This is a genomic window from Chengkuizengella axinellae (assembly GCF_030730905.1).
In the GTDB taxonomy this organism is placed as follows: Bacteria; Bacillota; Bacilli; order Paenibacillales; family KCTC-33759; genus Chengkuizengella; species Chengkuizengella axinellae.
Window position 1 is genome coordinate 262,342 of the sequence record NZ_JAVAMP010000001.1, and the last position, 18,172, is coordinate 280,513.

General features: G+C 34.6%; 21 protein-coding genes and 1 other annotated feature. Of the genes, 20 read left to right on the forward strand and 1 reads right to left on the reverse strand.

The window, feature by feature from the left end:
* The first annotated feature begins 147 nt into the window (after nt 1-147).
* The 14 genes from Q5Y73_RS01310 to Q5Y73_RS01375 all read left to right on the forward strand — a co-directional run bounded on the left by Q5Y73_RS01310 (nt 148) and on the right by Q5Y73_RS01375 (nt 12,260).
* Complete coding sequence (locus tag Q5Y73_RS01310) at nt 148-1,371, forward strand: Rne/Rng family ribonuclease (protein ID WP_305990044.1); 1,224 nt, start codon at nt 148-150, stop codon at nt 1,369-1,371.
* Nucleotides 1,372-1,425: 54 nt separating this feature from the next.
* Nucleotides 1,426-1,533 (forward strand) — a sequence feature (ribosomal protein L21 leader region).
* 13 nt (nt 1,534-1,546) lie between these two features.
* Entirely contained in the window at nt 1,547-1,858 is a 312-nt protein-coding gene (gene rplU, locus Q5Y73_RS01315) for a 50S ribosomal protein L21 (protein ID WP_305990045.1), read from the forward strand.
* 12 nt (nt 1,859-1,870) lie between these two features.
* Entirely contained in the window at nt 1,871-2,215 is a 345-nt protein-coding gene (locus Q5Y73_RS01320) for a ribosomal-processing cysteine protease Prp (RefSeq protein WP_305990046.1), read from the forward strand.
* Nucleotides 2,216-2,220: 5 nt separating this feature from the next.
* Nucleotides 2,221-2,511 carry a 50S ribosomal protein L27 gene (rpmA, locus tag Q5Y73_RS01325; protein ID WP_305990047.1) on the forward strand — a complete coding sequence of 97 codons (291 nt, stop codon included), beginning with the start codon at nt 2,221-2,223 and terminating at the stop codon, nt 2,509-2,511.
* 93 nt (nt 2,512-2,604) lie between these two features.
* Nucleotides 2,605-3,324 carry a Spo0B domain-containing protein gene (locus Q5Y73_RS01330; RefSeq protein ID WP_305990048.1) on the forward strand — a complete coding sequence of 240 codons (720 nt, stop codon included), beginning with the start codon at nt 2,605-2,607 and terminating at the stop codon, nt 3,322-3,324.
* Nucleotides 3,325-3,345: 21 nt separating this feature from the next.
* Nucleotides 3,346-4,650: a GTPase ObgE gene (obgE, locus tag Q5Y73_RS01335; protein ID WP_305990049.1), complete on the forward strand. Its 1,305-nt coding sequence runs from the start codon at nt 3,346-3,348 to the stop codon at nt 4,648-4,650.
* Nucleotides 4,651-4,873: 223 nt separating this feature from the next.
* On the forward strand, nt 4,874-5,305 hold the full coding sequence (locus Q5Y73_RS01340; RefSeq protein WP_305990050.1) for an ACT domain-containing protein: 432 nt from the start codon (nt 4,874-4,876) through the stop codon (nt 5,303-5,305).
* Nucleotides 5,306-5,326: 21 nt separating this feature from the next.
* Nucleotides 5,327-6,616 (forward strand): homoserine dehydrogenase, encoded by a 1,290-nt coding sequence (locus Q5Y73_RS01345; RefSeq protein WP_305990051.1) that lies wholly within the window; start codon nt 5,327-5,329, stop codon nt 6,614-6,616.
* Between the two features lie 23 nt (nt 6,617-6,639).
* Nucleotides 6,640-7,701 carry a threonine synthase gene (thrC, locus tag Q5Y73_RS01350; protein ID WP_305990052.1) on the forward strand — a complete coding sequence of 354 codons (1,062 nt, stop codon included), beginning with the start codon at nt 6,640-6,642 and terminating at the stop codon, nt 7,699-7,701.
* A gap of 16 nt (nt 7,702-7,717) precedes the next feature.
* Nucleotides 7,718-8,692 carry a homoserine kinase gene (thrB, locus tag Q5Y73_RS01355; protein WP_305990053.1) on the forward strand — a complete coding sequence of 325 codons (975 nt, stop codon included), beginning with the start codon at nt 7,718-7,720 and terminating at the stop codon, nt 8,690-8,692.
* Nucleotides 8,689-9,546, forward strand: a complete 858-nt coding sequence (gene pheA, locus Q5Y73_RS01360; RefSeq protein ID WP_305990054.1) for a prephenate dehydratase — start codon at nt 8,689-8,691, stop codon at nt 9,544-9,546. Before thrB ends, pheA begins: the two co-directional genes overlap by 4 nt.
* 17 nt (nt 9,547-9,563) lie before the next feature.
* Entirely contained in the window at nt 9,564-10,442 is an 879-nt protein-coding gene (gene ilvE, locus Q5Y73_RS01365) for a branched-chain-amino-acid transaminase (RefSeq protein ID WP_371320120.1), read from the forward strand.
* A 171-nt stretch (nt 10,443-10,613) separates the two neighbouring features.
* The gene (locus Q5Y73_RS01370; protein ID WP_305990056.1) at nt 10,614-11,516 is read left to right on the forward strand and encodes a LysM peptidoglycan-binding domain-containing protein; all 903 of its coding nucleotides are present in this window, start codon (nt 10,614-10,616) and stop codon (nt 11,514-11,516) included.
* Nucleotides 11,517-11,600: 84 nt separating this feature from the next.
* A complete protein-coding gene (locus Q5Y73_RS01375) occupies nt 11,601-12,260 on the forward strand; it encodes a BofC C-terminal domain-containing protein (RefSeq protein WP_305990057.1) in 660 nt (219 codons plus the stop codon).
* Between the two features lie 81 nt (nt 12,261-12,341).
* Here the strand turns inward: Q5Y73_RS01375 and Q5Y73_RS01380 are convergent, their stop codons facing one another.
* Complete coding sequence (locus Q5Y73_RS01380; RefSeq protein WP_305990058.1) at nt 12,342-12,584, reverse strand: hypothetical protein; 243 nt, start codon at nt 12,582-12,584, stop codon at nt 12,342-12,344.
* A gap of 157 nt (nt 12,585-12,741) precedes the next feature.
* Between Q5Y73_RS01380 and Q5Y73_RS01385 the strand changes: the two genes are divergently transcribed.
* Genes Q5Y73_RS01385 through Q5Y73_RS01410 form a run of 6 tightly spaced genes read left to right on the forward strand, consistent with a single transcriptional unit; the run spans nt 12,742 to nt 18,169 of the window.
* Nucleotides 12,742-15,162, forward strand: a complete 2,421-nt coding sequence (locus Q5Y73_RS01385; RefSeq protein WP_305990059.1) for a Na+/H+ antiporter subunit A — start codon at nt 12,742-12,744, stop codon at nt 15,160-15,162.
* Complete coding sequence (locus Q5Y73_RS01390; RefSeq protein WP_371320121.1) at nt 15,149-15,577, forward strand: Na(+)/H(+) antiporter subunit B; 429 nt, start codon at nt 15,149-15,151, stop codon at nt 15,575-15,577. The genes Q5Y73_RS01385 and Q5Y73_RS01390 overlap by 14 nt, the downstream gene beginning before the upstream one ends.
* A complete protein-coding gene (locus Q5Y73_RS01395) occupies nt 15,578-15,916 on the forward strand; it encodes a Na(+)/H(+) antiporter subunit C (RefSeq protein WP_305990060.1) in 339 nt (112 codons plus the stop codon). It begins immediately after the preceding gene.
* Nucleotides 15,909-17,393, forward strand: a complete 1,485-nt coding sequence (locus Q5Y73_RS01400; protein WP_305990061.1) for a Na+/H+ antiporter subunit D — start codon at nt 15,909-15,911, stop codon at nt 17,391-17,393. The genes Q5Y73_RS01395 and Q5Y73_RS01400 overlap by 8 nt, the downstream gene beginning before the upstream one ends.
* A 6-nt stretch (nt 17,394-17,399) precedes the next feature.
* Nucleotides 17,400-17,876: a Na+/H+ antiporter subunit E gene (locus Q5Y73_RS01405; RefSeq protein ID WP_305990062.1), complete on the forward strand. Its 477-nt coding sequence runs from the start codon at nt 17,400-17,402 to the stop codon at nt 17,874-17,876.
* A gap of 17 nt (nt 17,877-17,893) precedes the next feature.
* Nucleotides 17,894-18,169 carry a Na(+)/H(+) antiporter subunit F1 gene (locus Q5Y73_RS01410; RefSeq protein ID WP_371320154.1) on the forward strand — a complete coding sequence of 92 codons (276 nt, stop codon included), beginning with the start codon at nt 17,894-17,896 and terminating at the stop codon, nt 18,167-18,169.
* Nucleotides 18,170-18,172 lie beyond the last annotated feature (3 nt).

The following is an 18,172-nucleotide window of genomic DNA, read 5'->3' on the forward strand; positions in this document are numbered from 1 at the left end:
ATTATATTGAGATTGGAAACATTGTTAGTGATTGTAGCTTATTGTAAAATAAGAGATAGGATATAAGTCTTTTATGAAAACATAGAAAATTCGATGACATCACCGAAAAGTCACCCATAGTGGATTATCTTAAATAGGAGTGTAATGATGAAAAGAATCGTTATTCACTACGAGAATGATTTGACCGAAGTTGTCTATATGGAAGATGGAGAATTGATAGAGTATTATTCTGAAAAATCTCAGGATAGGCAGTCGGTTGCGAATATATATAAAGGTAAAATTGTGAATGTGTTGCCAGGTATGGAGGCAGCTTTTGTTGATATTGGAAAAGGCAAAAATGCTTTTTTACATCGTGATGATTTGTTACCTATACATTTAGAGAAAAAGCCTAAAATTAAACCTCCTATTCAAGAGTTGGTTCACTTAGGTCAAGAACTTATGGTCCAGATTTATAAAGAACCAATTGGTAAAAAGGGTGCTAAAATTACTACCCATTTCAATATACCAGGCCGATATGTGGTTTACATGCCTAATGGTAATTATGTAGCAGTTTCTCGAAAGGTTGAATCTGAAATTGAAAGAGAGCGTTTGAAGTCTATAGGAGAAGAAATTAGGTTAGATGAGGAAGGGCTGATTTTACGTACGGTTTCTGAGAATGTAAAAGCAGATGTCTTAAAGAAAGATATTGATGAAATAAGAGAAATTTGGAAAGAAATTAAAAATGGATTTGAAGCATACTCAGCTCCGGCAGAGCTTTATCATGAATTAGGTATCTCTTTGAGAATTATTAGGGATTTATTTACACAAGATGTGCAGGAAATTATTATTGATAATGCGCATAAAGCAAAAGTAATCCGTAAGTTTGTTCATCATATCTCACCTTCTCTTGTTGATAGGGTGAAAGTATATGAATCTAATGCTCAATCCATATTTGAGTTCCATAACATCATCAAAGAGGTAGAACATTTCTTTAAGTCCAAAATCTGGCTAGATAATGGAGGATACATCGTTGTTGATGAAACAGAAGCGTTAACTGTAATTGACGTAAATACAGGTAAATATATAGGGAGTGTAGATTTAGAGGAAACTGTATATAAAACAAATCTAGAAGCTGCGGAAACGATTGCAAAATTGATAAGGTTACGGGACATTGGCGGTATCATTATTGTTGATTTTATTGATATGCAAATTCAAGAGCACAGAAATGAAATTATACAAAAGCTGAATAACCTGATTCAGCATGATCGTACCAAAACAACTGTAATAGGGTGGACTAATTTGGGGTTATTAGAAATGACTAGGAAAAAAGCAAGAAATATAACTAAGTCACCTATAAAAGTTTGCCCAACATGTCATCGGATGATTAAATAAATAATTGCTTTATGACTATAAGTGTGATAACATTCTAATGATGTGTGCTTATGACACATGTTATAACCGCTCAAACAAGGTAAATAACCAAAGTATACGATTGAAGGATTCAGTATCCAAGAAGATTGTATCACCTTTCATTTGGCGAGTCTGAGACATGAGGAGGTGCGACTAAATGTACGCAATTATTGAAACTGGTGGAAAACAATATAAAGTTCAAGAAGGCGATGAGCTTTACATTGAAAAGTTAGATGCAACTGCAGAAGAAACAGTTACTTTTGACACTGTATTAGCTGTTTCCAATGAATCTGGATTAGTAGTAGGTACTCCTACTGTATCAGGAGCTAGTGTAACTGGAAAAGTGGAGAGACACGGTAAAGGTAAAAAAATTATCGTTTACAAATATAAGCCTAAGAAAAACTACCATCGTAAACAAGGTCATCGTCAGCCTTATACAAAAGTAGTTATCGAAAAAATTCAAGCATAAGAGGAATCAAACATGATTACGATTACCATTGAAAGGGATCATGAAGAGAAAAAAATTGTCAGATATCTTGTAGATGGACATGCTGAATTTGCTGATCCTGGCGAAGATATCGTATGTGCAGGAGTATCAACCATCACTGTTGGAACTGTAAATGCGATCGAGTCATTATTAAATATTGAGTTGCCCGCAACAATGGAGAAAGGTCTACTTGATGTGCAGATACCAATAATTGATAAGAAGGAAACTTCTGATCAAACTCAATTGCTTCTTGAATCAATGGTTGTTATGTTGAATTCAATACAGGAATCTTATGAAGATTATGTAAACATAATTAATAATTTCGTAAAGGGGAGGTAGATACAATGTTGAAGTTAGATCTTCAGTTATTTGCTTCTAAAAAAGGAGTAGGTTCTACAAAAAATGGTCGCGACAGTATTTCAAAGCGTTTAGGTGCTAAACGTGCTGATGGTCAGGCTGTAAGAGCTGGAAACATCCTTGTACGTCAACGCGGAACAAAAATTCATCCTGGAACTAATGTAGGAATTGGATCCGATGATACTTTATTCTCTAAAGTTGACGGAGTAGTTAAATTTGAACGTTGGGGACGCGATCGCAAAAAAGTGAGCGTATATCCAGCAGCTGCTGAAGCTTAATAATTTACTTGAAATATGATCCTGGCGTAGCAATGCGCTGGGATTTTTATTTGTAGTGTGATTTGTAGATTTTCTGAAAATGGGGAATGTAATATGAGAAACTGGAAACGAATGAGTTTCTTTATCGAGATTCTTATTATTTTATTATTGTTGATTTTGTTTGTCATCTCGTCTGATAGGCTAAGTAAAATCCTCATCATGATTTCTGTCATTCTCATGTTCAGTCACCTATATGCTATTAAGAAACAATCAGCAAATGAAAAAAATCAATCAATAACTTCAACATTAAACTTTATACATCATTATCAGCATGATTTAATGAATGAGCTTCAACTCATTTTTGGATATTTAAAGCTGAAAAAGTTTGATAAATTAGTTCATATTGTGGAAAAATTAAAAGAAAACATGACACATGAAAGAGATATTGTAAAGTTGAACTCTCCACAACTTGAATATGCATTGCTTCAAATGAAAATGAGCAGCAAAAAGTTTCAACTGCATGTTGAACAAAACTTGTATTCACCTGACTTATACACTAATAAGTTAAATGATCATGCAGAATTATTGATCGATTTGATACAAGTGTTTGAAAATAATAGTGAAATTTCTGAAGGTTTTAATCATTCACTTACAATTGATTTTTTTGAAGAGCAGAAAAAATTACATGTTGCATTTGAATTTGCTGGAAAAGTGAAGTTGTCAAAATTTAAAAATGAGTTGAATCCTATTCTAATAAAATTTAAATCAAAGAACTTTAAAATGAAACAAGAATTAGAAGAGAAATGGGTTACGATTGAGATTGAATTCGATTAAATACATAATTGAGGTGTTTTTATGTTTGTAGATAAAGCTAAAGTGTACGTGAAGGGCGGTGACGGTGGAGATGGCATGGTATCATTTCGCCGTGAAAAATATGTTCCTGAAGGTGGACCTGCTGGGGGAGACGGTGGTAATGGAGGCGACGTCATCTTAAAAGTAGATGAAGGTTTAAGAACATTAGTTGATTTTAAATACCAACGGCATTTTAAGGCAAAACGTGGAGAAAAAGGGAAAATCAAAAAACAGCAAGGTGCAAATGCGGACGATATGATCGTCAGAGTTCCACCGGGGACTGTGATCCATGATGATGATACAAATGAAGTTTTGGCTGATTTGACGACACATGGACAAGAAGTAATCATTGCTCATGGAGGTAAGGGTGGACATGGTAATGTCCGTTTTGCAACAGCTAGTAATCCAGCACCATACATTGCAGAAAATGGTGAAGGAGGAGAAGAGCGTTGGATAGTGCTTGAATTAAAAGTGATGGCCGATGTGGGGTTGGTAGGTTTTCCGAGTGTAGGGAAATCCACGTTCTTATCTAGAGTTTCTGCAGCAAAACCTAAAATTGCTTCTTACCATTTTACAACGTTAACACCTAATCTTGGTGTAGTTGATGTAGGTGATGGTCGAAGTTTTGTATTGGCTGATCTTCCAGGATTAATTGAGGGTGCTAGCGAAGGCACAGGGTTAGGACATGAGTTTTTAAGACATATTGAAAGAACAAGAATTATATTGCATGTCGTTGATATGTCATCTGCAGAAGGTAGAGATCCATATGAAGATTGGTTAAAGATCAATGCTGAGCTTTACCAATATAGTGAGAAATTAAAGGAACTCCCACAAATTATAGTAGCAAATAAAATGGACATGCCTGAATCAGAGGAGAATATCAAAAAATTCCGTGAACAAATTTATGAAAGTCATGGTCAATTGGAGATTTTTGAGGTGTCTGCGGTTTCTGGAAAAGGAGTTCAGGAATTATTATATAAAACGGTGGATGTTTTAGATTCAATTCCAAAACAACCTGTAGTTGAAGAGGTTTCTGAAATCGAAGATCGGAAAATTTATACAATTGATAATGAGAATGAAAAAGAGCCCTTTACTATTCGCAGAGAAAATGAAGTATTTATTATTGAGGGAGAGCGGATTGATAAACTTCTCAAGAAAACACAGTTTGGCACATATGATTCTGTCATGCGTTTTTCAAGAACTTTACGCAATATGGGGATTGATAAAGCATTGCGTGAAAGAGGAGCACATGATGGGCAGACAATCCGTATCGGAGACTATGAATTTGAATTTGTAGAAAAAGAATAATATTAATACACCCCAAAAAGTGAAGTGAAGCTCTGTGACAAATTCCGATACCTTTTCGGGGGCCCCTTAGCCAATCCAATAATAATTTATCTTACCATCTTAGAAAATACTAAGATGGCTTTTTTGTATTAAATAACATTGGGGGATTTCACTATTGAATTTTTGGTAGTATTCCGATATAATGTCCACTATACAAAAACATAAGTCTTTGACAGGGGGACGTATGGAGAAATTTTATTTAGTAAAAGAAAATATATTGCCGGAATCATTGCTTAAAACGATACAAACGAAAGAGCTCCTAGCTAGCGGAGAGGTGAAAACCGTTCATCAGGCAGTTGAAAAAGTAGGTTTAAGTCGTAGTGCATTCTATAAATATAAAGACGGTATTTTTCCTATAAATAAATTACAAACTGAAAGTATCGTGACTATATCAATGGATTTACAACACCGTTCTGGTGTTCTTTCCAAAGTGATTGCTATGGTGGCTGAGTATAAAGGAAATGTGCTTACAATAAACCAAACCATACCGCTGCAAGGAATGGCGAACGTAGTTATGTCGGTAGACACCTCATCTGTTGGAGAACATTTTACAGAATTATTAACATCATTAGAGTTTGAAGGCGTTAAACGTGTGCAAGTGATTGGGCAAGGATGATATCATAATGGGAGGAAGAAAATGAAACCATTTAAAGTAGGCTTATTAGGATTAGGTACTGTAGGTACAGGTGTAGTACGAATAGTAGAGGGTCATCAAGATGATATGAAAAGACAAATTGGCTCATCTATTGAAATAGAAAAAATATTAGTTCAGAGTAAAAATAAAGATAGAGATATTCACATTGAACCTCATAAAATAACGGATGATCCTTGGGATGTCATCGAAGATGATAATATCGATATTATTATTGAAGTTATGGGTGGGGTAGAGTTAACAAAAAAATATATTTTAGCTGCTCTTGAACAAGGGAAACATGTCATTACGGCAAACAAAGATTTGATGGCTCAGCATGGTCATGAGATCTTAGTCAAAGCAGAGGAGTATGGCTGTGATGTGTTTTATGAAGCTAGTGTTGCCGGTGGTATTCCAATTCTTAGAACAATAGAAGAAGGTTTATCCTCTGATAGAATTACTAAAATTATGGGAATTGTAAATGGGACAACGAATTACATTCTAAGTAAAATGAGCTTAGAAGGTGCATCTTATGAAGAGGTTTTAGAAGAAGCACAGAAATTAGGTTACGCTGAAGCAGATCCGACCTCAGACGTAGGTGGCTTTGATGCAGCTTACAAAATGACGATTCTTGGAACACTGGGTTTCCATACTTATGTAAGTGTTGAGGATGTTGAAATCAAAGGTATTTCTGAAGTATCCTCTGATGACATTCAATACAGCTCACATTTAGGATACGAGATTAAATTATTGGGCATAGCAGAACGTCAGGATGATTACATTTATTTAAGCGTTCAACCCACTTTAGTAAAGAAATCACATCCTCTAGCGAATGTGAATGGCGTATTTAATGCTGTTTATGTATATGGGGAAGCAGTTGGTGAAACGATGTTCTATGGACCTGGTGCAGGTGAAATGCCAACAGCGACTTCAGTAGTAGCTGATTTAATTGCGGTAGCTAAAAATTCAATGCTTAAAGTAAATGGATCAAGAGCAAGAACATCTTCATATAAAGAAAAGAAATTGAAACCGTTGAATCAAGTAGTGTATAAAAATTTTATTAGACTTTATGTAGCAGATAAAGCGGGGGTTTTAGCACAGATTACACAAGTATTTACTAAATATGAAGTGAGTCTGGAATCCGTTGTACAGCAACCAAACCCAGAATTGTCAGCAGCAGAAATTATTATTGTGACACACGATGCGAACAAAGAAAGTATGGGACAAGTGTTAAAAGATTTTAAAGAGATGGATGTTATTCACGAAATTAAAAGTGTATACCGTGTTGAAGGATAAAAGAAATGAAGGAGACATCGTTAATGAAATACGAGGGATTGTTACAAACACATAAAGAGTTTTTACCAATAACTGAAGATACACCTATGATTACACTACATGAGGGAAATACCCCTTTAATTCGAGCAGATCAGCTGTCAAAAGAACTAAATTTAAATATATATTTGAAATATGAAGGATTAAATCCAACGGGATCTTTTAAGGATCGTGGCATGGTTATGGCAGTAGCCAAAGCAAAAGAAGAAGGAAGTCAGACGATCATGTGTGCTTCTACTGGTAACACTTCTGCAGCGGCTGCAGCATATGCAGCCAGAGCTGGTTTAAACTGTATTGTCATTATTCCAAATAATAATATTGCACTAGGTAAACTTGCACAAGCCATTATATATGGTGCAAAAGTGATTGCTATTGAAGGAAACTTTGATAGAGCATTAGAAATAGTAAGAGAAATTACAGCAAAGCATCCAATTACGCTAGTAAATTCAGTAAACCCTTATCGTATTGAGGGGCAGAAGACAGCAGCGTTTGAAGTATGCGAACAGCTGGAAAAAGCACCTGATGTTTTAGCTATTCCTGTTGGGAATGCTGGTAATATAACTGCGTATTGGAAAGGGTTTAAAGAATATTATGACAAAGGAAAATCGAATTCCTTACCTAAAATGGTAGGATTTGAAGCTGAAGGTTCTATGGCTATTGTAAAGGGTGAACCGATTAAAGATCCAGAAACAATAGCAACAGCTATAAGAATTGGAAATCCAGCAAGCTGGGATGGAGCTGTGAATGCAGCGAAGGAATCTGAAGGACAGATTAATTTTGTTACTGATGATGAAATACTAAACGCATACAAACAATTAGCCAATAAAGAAGGTGTATTTTGTGAGCCCGCCTCTGCTGCTTCTGTCGCTGGTGTAATGAAACTACACAAACAAGGGTATTTTTCGAATGATGAAACGGTTGTATGTGTGCTTACAGGTAATGGTTTGAAGGATCCAAATAATGCCATTGATAGTGTGAAAGCAGATCCACTTGTAGTTAATGATTCTGAGGAAGCGGTTATGGAAGCTATCTCAAAACTAACAAATTAAAAAAGGTTGAGTAAGAATGAATTCAAAAACAATACGAGTCAAAATCCCTGCTAGTACTGCAAACTTAGGTCCAGGTTTTGATACCATTGGTATGGCCTTGGACCTGTATACTTGGATAGAAATGAGTTTTTCAGATGAAACAAAAATGAAGTTGTTTGGCGATAATTTAAAAGGTATACCTACAGATAAAAGTAATTTAATCTATAAAGTCGCCCAAAAAGTGTTTCATAAAGCAGGGGTAGAACAACCAAATATAGAAATAAGAATGTATAGTGATATTCCACTAACCCGTGGTTTAGGAAGCAGTGCATCTGCTATCGTTGGTGCACTTGTGGCAGCAAACGCTTTGATAGAATATCCGTTCTCGGATAACGAATTATTTCAGATGGCGACAAGCATAGAAAATCACCCTGATAATGCTGGTGCCTCATTATTTGGGGGTATTATTGTTGCGAATTGGGACGGAGAAAGGGCTGAATACATTCGTGTAGAGCCCAATTCTCATTTAGAAGTATTAGCCGTCATACCAGATTTTGAATTGGCGACAGAAAAATCGCGCAATGTACTACCAGATCAAGTTTTATTTAAAGATGCTGTTTTTAATGTTAGTCATTCCTCATTACTTGTTGCTGCATTATGTACAGGTAATTTAGAGCTTATTAAGCATGCTATGAAAGATGGGCTGCATCAACCTCATCGTGCTTCTCTTATACCTGGTATGAATACGATATTAGCACAAGCTGTTCAGCATGGTGCGCTTGGTGCTGCTTTAAGTGGCGCAGGACCAACACTTCTAGCTTTGGTTCATAAAAATAGCAATGAGAAAAAAGGTTTAGAGCAGTTTGTAATGAATCAATTTAAAATTGAGAATATTAAAGTGAAAACCCTTTGGTTAAAACCTTGTTTAAAAGGCGCACAAGTTGTATCAGATGAGCTTTCTCACCCTTTTCATCATCAAGGGACATCTTTTAAAGGAGAACTTAAGTCGTGAAGCGTATAGCATTTTTAGGTCCAGAAGGTACTGTGAGTGAAGAGAGTTCTCGTTATTTTTTTTCAGATATAACTGTTGAACTAGTACCATATAAATTAATATCAGATGTTTTTCTAGCTACTGAGTCAGGCGAAACAGATTACAGTGTAATTCCTATTGAAAACACAATAGAAGGGTCTGTAAGCCTACATATGGATTGGATTGTTCATGAAGTTGATCTTCCAATTCAAGCGGAATGGACTTATCCTTCAAGACAAAATCTAATTGGTGATGTAAAAGAAATTGGTTCAGATTTATCAAAAATCAAGAAGGTTTTCTCTCATCCTGTAGCGATCGCACAATGTAAACAATTTCTTAGAAAAAATCTCCCTGATGTTGATTTTGAATATATGAGTACTGCAGAAGGAGTTAGAATTGTTAAAAATAATCCTAATCAGGGATTCGCAGCTATAGGCACTGAGTTAGCATGTAAAAAGTATGGTTTGAATGTATTGTCAAAACATATTCATGAACATGACAATAACTTTACTCGTTTCATGTTAGTGGGTAAAAAACCTTTAATTGAAATTAAAAACACAAAACTGATCAAAACGAGCATCTTGGTTACATTGCCAGAAGATTATCCTGGGGCATTGCACCAAGTTTTATCAGCATTTTCATGGAGAAGAATAAATTTATCAAGAATCGAATCCAGACCAACGAAGAAAAAACTAGGAAGCTATTATTTTTACATTGAAATTGAAGAGAGTATGGAAACCGTCTTATTGCCTGCAGCCATTCAAGAAATAGAAGCGATTGGGTGCAAGGTAAGAACTTTAGGATGTTTCCCTAGCTTTTCATATGTGAATGATTAATTGGAGGTGTACGATTGATGGCACAGTGGATTTACTTAAATGGGGAGTTTGTAAACAAAGAGGACGCAAAAATATCTGTGTATGATCATGGTTTTTTATATGGGGATGGCATATTTGAAGGGATTCGAGTATATGAAGGGAATATTTTTAAGTGTAAAGAACATTTGGATCGTTTGTATGATGGTGCTAAATCCATTATGTTGGAAATTCCTCTTTCGTATGACGAAATGCAACAAGCTTTAATTGAAGCTGTGAAAAAAAATGAAATTAAAAATGGATATATTCGATTAGTCATTTCCAGAGGAACTGGAGATCTTGGTTTAGATCCGCGCAGGTGTCCAGTTGCAAATGTGATTATTATTGTGGAGCAGTTGTCTATATATTCAGAAGAGGATTATCTAAATGGTGTGAAGATTGTTTCTGTGTCTACACGTAGGAACATTCCTGATGCATTGAATCCAAAAATAAAATCATTGAATTATTTAAATAATGTATTGGTTAAAATCCAAGCAAATTTAGCGGGGGTTGGAGAAGCTTTGATGTTGAATTCAGATGGTTTTGTTTCAGAAGGGTCTGGAGATAATATCTTTATTGTAAAAGATGGTATGATTACAACCCCGCCATCATATATCGGAGCACTTGAAGGAATTACGAGGGCTGCAATCATGGATATTTGTAAGCAGGTAGGTTATGTTGTGAAAGAAGAACCATTTACCCTTCATGATGTATATGTTGCAGATGAAGTGTTTTTAACAGGTACAGCTGCGGAAGTCATAGCAACGCGTGAAGTTGACGGACGTATAATTGGAGAAGGAAAAGCAGGTCCGATAACAATGCATTTGTTAAAAGAGTTTAGAAAAATTGTAAATAAAGATGGGGTTCAGGTATACGAATAAAAGTAAAATGTGTAACACACTAACCATCCAAAGATTTTTTGGATGGTTTTTTGTTCTGCAAAATTAAGGTAGGGTTTAACATTCTTTCATTTTTGTAAATTATTTTAGATGTCAAATGCCTATTTCTTGCATACACTGTACTAATATACTTGTATGGAGGAGGTACGTTAAGTGAAAATCCACATTATCAAAAAGGGAGAATCGTTAGATCAGCTATGTAAAAAATATGAAGTGGATATAGATAAAATTCTTCAAATGAATACATCCATTACTAGAGGTGAAGAGCTTACTCCAGGTAAAAAGTTGAAAATTCCTTCAAAAGCAAAACATATTAGGTTTGAACGCCGTGAACAATCCAATCGTAAAGCACAACAAATGAAAATAGAAACAAAACCTAAATCAAAAGAAGAAGCTGTTCAAACGGGGAAACATAAAGATTTATTTGATGAGTTTAATGTTCCAGCTGCAGAAGTAGGTAACTTTTATGATGTTCCACAAGTACCTGAATTAAATGCAATAGAAACAAAACCGTTTAAAACACATGGAGGATTTCAACATGAACAAAACAGTAATTTGTTTCATCCTCAAACACCTTACGATGTAGTGCAGCCAGATGTTCACTTCCATCAATTTCAAGGTCCTGTTCCTAATCAAGAACCCTTGCATCCTTGGAATCAATATGTCCAGCCTGCAACTGTAGAACCTAATACGATGATCAATCCGTATATGTCTTTTGTGAATACTCATCATTATATGCCATCATATGAAAATGCAATGCACCCTAATCAGTTCCAAGTTGGTCAACCAGCTTATAAACCAGCTACTAGAGCAGCTGCTAAACCTAAACAAGAACAAGCTAAAAAGGAAACTTTAAAAAAAGAGACAATTAATGAAAATCTTAATGAGAGCAAAGCAAATGCGGATAGCAGTGCATTCATTGAAGAAATAGAGCCTATTGCTCCTATTCCTCCAAAACAAAAAACGCAAGCAAAAGTAAAACGCACAAATAAGCGAAAATCTGCAAAAAATAAAAAAATGAACAAGAAAAACAATAAACCTTGGATTAACTTATAGTACTGGAAGTATAAACCCTTCTTTATTTGGTTAAAATAGGAAAAAAACCAATCTATCTCTAATGATATAAAGAAGGGGATCAATGTGAGTTTTACTAAATTTCTTAAACAATTGAAAAAACAGCTTCGCATGAAAAGAAAATGGTTGACTTTAGCGATATTTATCATTTTGATAGGTGCAGCTTCAGCGGCAGTATTGTTTAATGAGAACAAAATTTCCAATATGACTTCCACATTTTTAGATAGTGAATTAGATGAATTAACTGAACAGGTTTCAGACCATGTACAGAACGTCAATGCTTTAGAACATTTGTTAACTGATACTCAAAAAAGAGAGGTTATTATTAAAAGAGTATATGTGTGTGGAGAAGAAGTGGAATCACTCGGAAGTTTGAACAGTCATGAAATTTTAGAAATGTATCAAAATAATCCTCAATATAAAACCTTTGAGTTTACAGAAGAAGGGAGTTTAGTGTTTACTGAACCTATTGAAGATCTTTCACCTAAATGTAAAGAAAGTGCGTATTTTGGAATCAGTGAGGACGGAAAATTAACTTTATTTGATGGTTTACCTGTCCACGACAATGTCCTTCGTACTTTTTTTCAGTTAAATATTGAACATTTGGAAAGCAGTCTTCCTGCGGGAACTGTACAGCAGTTAGTGGAAGGGATACGAATTAGAGACTTTGAAGAATTTAACAGTATTTTATCTACGTTTAGTGAATACATCGGAAGAGAAAATTAATTGAAACTTAAAATACAAAAATGCGTAATGAAAAGAGATAGACGTATTTATTTAGGTCTCTCTCTTTTTTTTATTCGCTTCTCATTCATATTTAAAAAATCGGATATATTCACGAGGTTCAAAAGGAACTTCAAAATAGTCGTTAATTAAGTCAAATTGATTTACCTTAGTGTCTTCCTCGTTGAGGTTAATGAATTGATTTTCTTTATTGAAAAATCGATTATATTTATTAACTGTAATAATATCATGTACAATCCATGCTATTGTAAAAATGATTAGAAATATCACTACACTTAATACTAGTTTAATACTGTTGGATTTCATATTTATACACCTTTTCATTCGCAACTATTTTGTAAATAAGACAGTTTTATTATTTAGCTTGGTGTATACATAAAAAATTTATACATCATTAGTGGAGATGCGAAAAGAAAAGTTTTAGTATATAATTCATATGAAGACATTTTAGGGGGGAACATCTTTGTCGTTTTTGCACTATGTAATTATACTGCCATTCATTTTTGTATTGCTCGTTCCATTCTTGTATAAATATTTTAACAAAATACATACAGGTTGGTTTATTCTAACACTTCCAATCGGATTATTTAGTTTATTAATGTCTTATTTGCCTACGATCTCAGATGGTCAAATCATTAAACATGATATAGGTTGGATTCCTTCATTAGATATTCATTTTAGCGTATATTTAGATGGATTGGGATTACTCTTTTCTTTGTTAATTACAGGGATTGGTTCATTGGTAGTTTTATACTCTGTTTATTACTTATCTAAAGAAAGTGAAAAATTAAATACTTTTTATACATACTTACTTTTATTTATGGGAGCAATGTTAGGCGTTGTTTTATCGGATAATATCATTGTTTTATATTTATTTTGGGAATTGACAAGTATATCCTCTTTTCTTTTAATTGCTTATTGGTACAAACGGGAAAAATCCAGATACGGTGCTCAAAAATCAATGTTAATCACTGTATTTGGTGGACTAGCTATGCTTGCAGGTTTTATTCTAATGTACATCATGAGTGATACTTTCAGCATTAGAGAGATGATATCTCAAATAGACACAATGAGTACACAAAGCTTATTTGTACCGGCAATGCTGCTCATTTTATTAGGTGCATTTACGAAATCAGCACAATTTCCGTTTCATATATGGCTTCCGGATGCAATGGAAGCACCTACTCCAGTCAGCGCGTATTTACATTCAGCAACAATGGTGAAAGCAGGTCTTTACTTAGTAGCAAGGTTTAGCCCTATTTTTGCGGGCCAAGGAGAATGGTTTTGGTTAGTCACCGGGTTTGGGATTGTCACATTATTTTGGGGATCGTTTAATGCGGTCAGACAAACAGATCTTAAATCAATATTAGCATTTTCAACAGTAAGTCAATTGGGTATGATCATGAGCTTACTGGGGATTGGCTCACTGTCTGTATTAGCTAATCCGACAGAAAATGCGTATTTTTATGCTGTTGCAACTACTGCAGCGATTTTTCACCTTATTAATCATGCAACCTTTAAAGGTGCTCTATTTATGATGGTTGGTATTGTGGATCATGAAACAGGAACAAGGGACATACGAAAATTAGGCGGATTAATGAGTTTGATGCCTATTACCTTTACCATTGCTTTAATCGGGACTTTTTCAATGGCAGGTTTACCTCCTTTTAATGGTTTCCTAAGCAAGGAAATGTTTTTTACCGGTGTTAAAAATGTAACGCAAGCCGAATTCTTTAATTTGCAAACCTGGGGGATATTAATACCAGTGCTTGCTTGGATCGCGAGTATATTTACTTTTGTATACAGTATGATGATCGTTTTCAAAACATTTACAGGGAAGCACCAACCTGAGAAATTGCAGAAAAAAGCACATGAAGCACCATTTGGCATGTTAATTCCACCCATTATTTTAGTATCTTTAGTGATTGTGTTTGGTATATTTCCTAACATATTAACAGAAACAATCTTACTGCCCACAGTTACGTCAATTTTACCTAGTGTGTTGGACGGTTATGGTGTAGTGAGTGAAATTTCTCATTGGCACGGATGGAATCTTGAGTTATTTATGACAATCGGTGTCATTGCAATAGGTACTTTGTTATATTTAACGATGAAAAAATGGAAAAGTATCTATAAACTGTTTCCTGATCGGTTTTCATTCAATCGTTTTTATGATCGTACCTTGGTCAGAATGGAAAAAAATTCGAATTGGATAATGAGAAAACACATGACAGGATACACAAGGGATTACTTAGTATATATTTTTAGCTTTATTATTATGGTATTGGGGTATGTTTTAATTAAATACACCACATTCATTTGGCCGGCAGAACAGTTCTTGGCACCGATACAAACATATGAATGGATATTGGCAATCAGTACGGTACTAGCCGCTGCAGCCATATTAAAAGCTTCGTCAAGACTAACAGCCATCATTTTAATCGGTGTCGTAGGATACATGGTTTCATTATTTTTTGTCATTTTCAGAGCTCCTGATTTAGCATTAACTCAATTAGTGGTTGAGACGATTTCCGTTGCTTTATTCTTACTGTGTTTTTATCATTTGCCTGAATTAAGAAGGGAAATGAGAAATATACGATTTAGAATTACTAATTTACTTATCTCTATCGGTGTAGGAGTCATTATTACTTTTATCGCACTTTCTGTTCAAGGAGTAAATGGGCTGGAGTCGATCTCTCGTTATTTTGTAGAAAATAGCTACAAGAAAGCAGGAGGAGACAATATCGTAAATGTCATTCTTGTTGATTTTCGTGGTTTTGATACGATGCTTGAAATAATAGTGTTGGGAATTGCATCGTTAGGGGTCTATTCCTTAATAAAACTAAGGTTGGAAGGAAGGGATTCAATTCATGAAAATAAATGATGTTATTTTGCAGACCATTACAAAAGCAGTTTCTTTTATTATTTTAGCTTTTTCTATTTTTATTTTTTTAGCAGGACATAACAATCCGGGTGGAGGTTTTATTGGAGGGCTTATTACAGCTTCCGCATTTGTTTTGCTTTATTTAGCATTTGATATGGAGTTTATAAAAAGTGTAATACCTATTGATTATATTAAGCTGACTGCATTAGGGTTGCTGATCGCTGTATTAACTGGGGTTGGATCATTTATATTTGGACAACCTTTTTTATCCCATACATTTGGATATTTTGATCTTCCATTGTTAGGCGAAAAAACGGAATTGGCTACAGCTGTTATATTTGATTTAGGCGTTTATTTTACTGTGGTCGGAATTACAATGACAATTATTCTAACTATCGGGGAGGATCAATCATAAATGGAAGTTTTAATGTCTGTTGTCATTGGATTATTATTTACCATTGGCACTTACCTTTTACTAACCAGAACTTTATTACGCATCATTTTAGGAACTTCTTTATTAAGCCACGGTGCACATTTGTTGCTCATAACGATGGCAGGTTTAAAAACAGGTGCTCCGCCGATTTTAAACGAAGGTGTAACTGAATATGTTGATCCCTTGCCGCAAGCGCTCATACTAACTTCCATTGTAATTAGCTTTGGCGTAACTTCTTTTTTTCTAGTGTTAGCTTATCGTGCATACAAAGAATTAGGGACAGATGATATGGATCGATTAAGGGGAAATGACCATGAGTAATTTCATAATACTTCCGATATTAATACCAATTTTAACTGGAATCTTACTTGTTTTTTTCCGCACAAAAATAACTCTTCAAAAATGGCTAAGTGTGATTGCATTAATATTAAACACTTTAAATGCGGGCTATCTAATATATATCGTCAATCAAAAAGGAATTCAAACACTTGAAATAGGTGGGTGGAAACCTCCTTTTGGAATCGTTTTTGTTGCAGACATGTTTGCCTTGCTGTTAGTTTTTACGACTAATATCATTGCAATATTTTGTTTGTGGTATGCGTTTAAAACAATTGGAAAAGGGCGAGAGTCATATTTTTTCTATCCTTTTTTTCAATTTTTGATCGCAGGAGTGAGTGGCTCTTTTTTAACAGGAGATATTTTTAATTTATTTGTATTTTTCGAGGTCATGTTAATTTCTTCTTATGTGCTCATTGTATTAGGTGGTCGGAAAATTCAGTTGCGAGAGTCAATCAAATACGTACTAGTTAATATCGTTTCGTCTATTTTATTTGTATCTTCTGTTGCATTTTTATATGGAATTACAGGAACTTTAAATATTGCGGACCTTTCTGTTAAAGTCACACAACTTGGATTGAACGGACCCTTATTAGTTGTAGCATTTTTATTTTTAATCGTGTTTTCTCTAAAAGCTGCTTTGTTTGTTTATTTTTGGTTACCGGGTTCCTACAGTGCTCCTCCGGCTGCTATAGCAGCCATTTTTAGTGCTTTGTTAACGAAAGTGGGGATTTATGCAATCATTCGTACCTTTAGCATTATATTTTATCAAGAGCCTCAAATTACCCATCAGTTTATTGCTTGGATTGCTGCTTTAACGATGATCTTAGGTGTTATTGGTGCCGTTGCTTATAATAATGTAAAACAAATTTTAGCTTATAATGTCATTACATCCGTAGGATTTATCGTTTTTGGTTTTGCAGTATTTTCAAAAGATGCACTTGAAGGCGTTATTTTCTACTTAATCCATGATATGAATATTAAGGCTTTATTATTTTTAGCAGGCGGAGCCTTAATCACTATTGCGGGTTCAAGTCAGTTGAAAGATATGGGTGGATTCATAAAGAAACATGCATTATTAGGGTGGATTTTATTTATTACTGCATTAGCTTTAGCTGGAATCCCCCCTTTAAGTGGTTTCATTGGTAAGCTGCTTATTCTAAAAGGAGCTTTAGCTGCTAATTCTATAACTTTTTATTGGTTTACAGGTATTGCTTTGCTTTCCAGTTTACTCGTTTTATATTCAGTTACTAAAATTTTTATGAACGCATTTTGGAAGGAACCAAATACAAACGTAGAATCAAATGGAAATATTAAAGGTATTCTTGCCCCTTGCATTGTACTGTTATTGTTCTCAGTAATTTTAGGAGTTGGAGCAGAATGGCTTTATCCTTTTGTTGAAAAGGCAGCCGCCCCTTTAATGGATCCGTCTATATACATCGATGCTGTTTTAAAGGAGTAGGGTATTATGCAATTACAAATTTTAATGAATATTACAATCGCATTTATATGGATGTTTTTTTACAATAGTTGGAATCTGGGTACTTTTTTCAATGGATACATTATTGGATTAGGTTTGTTGTTTGCACTCAGGAGATTCATACCGGGTCCATTTTATTTTAAAAAGATCGTAGCGATTGTAAAGTTAATTTTTTTATTTTTGAAAGAACTTGTATTATCAAGTGTGTTTGTTGCAAAAGAAGTGCTTAGACCTAAGCTGAGAATGCGTCCTGGCATTATTGCAGTACCTACCTGTTTAAAAAGTGATTGGGAAATTACAATTTTTGCCTGTTTGATTACGCTCACACCTGGAACCTTAACTTTAGAGGTTTCACCGGAAGGTGATGTTTTATACATTCATTCGATGGATGTACCTGATACAGAGGAATTTATAGATCAAATTAAAAATACTTTTGAAAAAGCGATCATGGAGGTGAGCCGATAATGTCGGAAGTTTTTGAAATGTTGTTATTTATCGTCTTATTCGTTCTTTCCTTGTCATTGTTTGCTTGTTTCTACAGAGTTATTAAGGGACCTTCTCTTTCAGATAGAGTGATTGCACTCGATTCCATCGGCATAAACATCATTTCTATTACTGCAGTACTATCTATTTGGCTGCATACATATGCTTTTCTGGAAATTATATTGTTGATTGGAATTGTTTTATTTATCGGGACTATTGCCTTTTCAAAGTTTATTGAAAGGGGTGTAGTCATTGAACGAAATCGAAATCGGTAAATT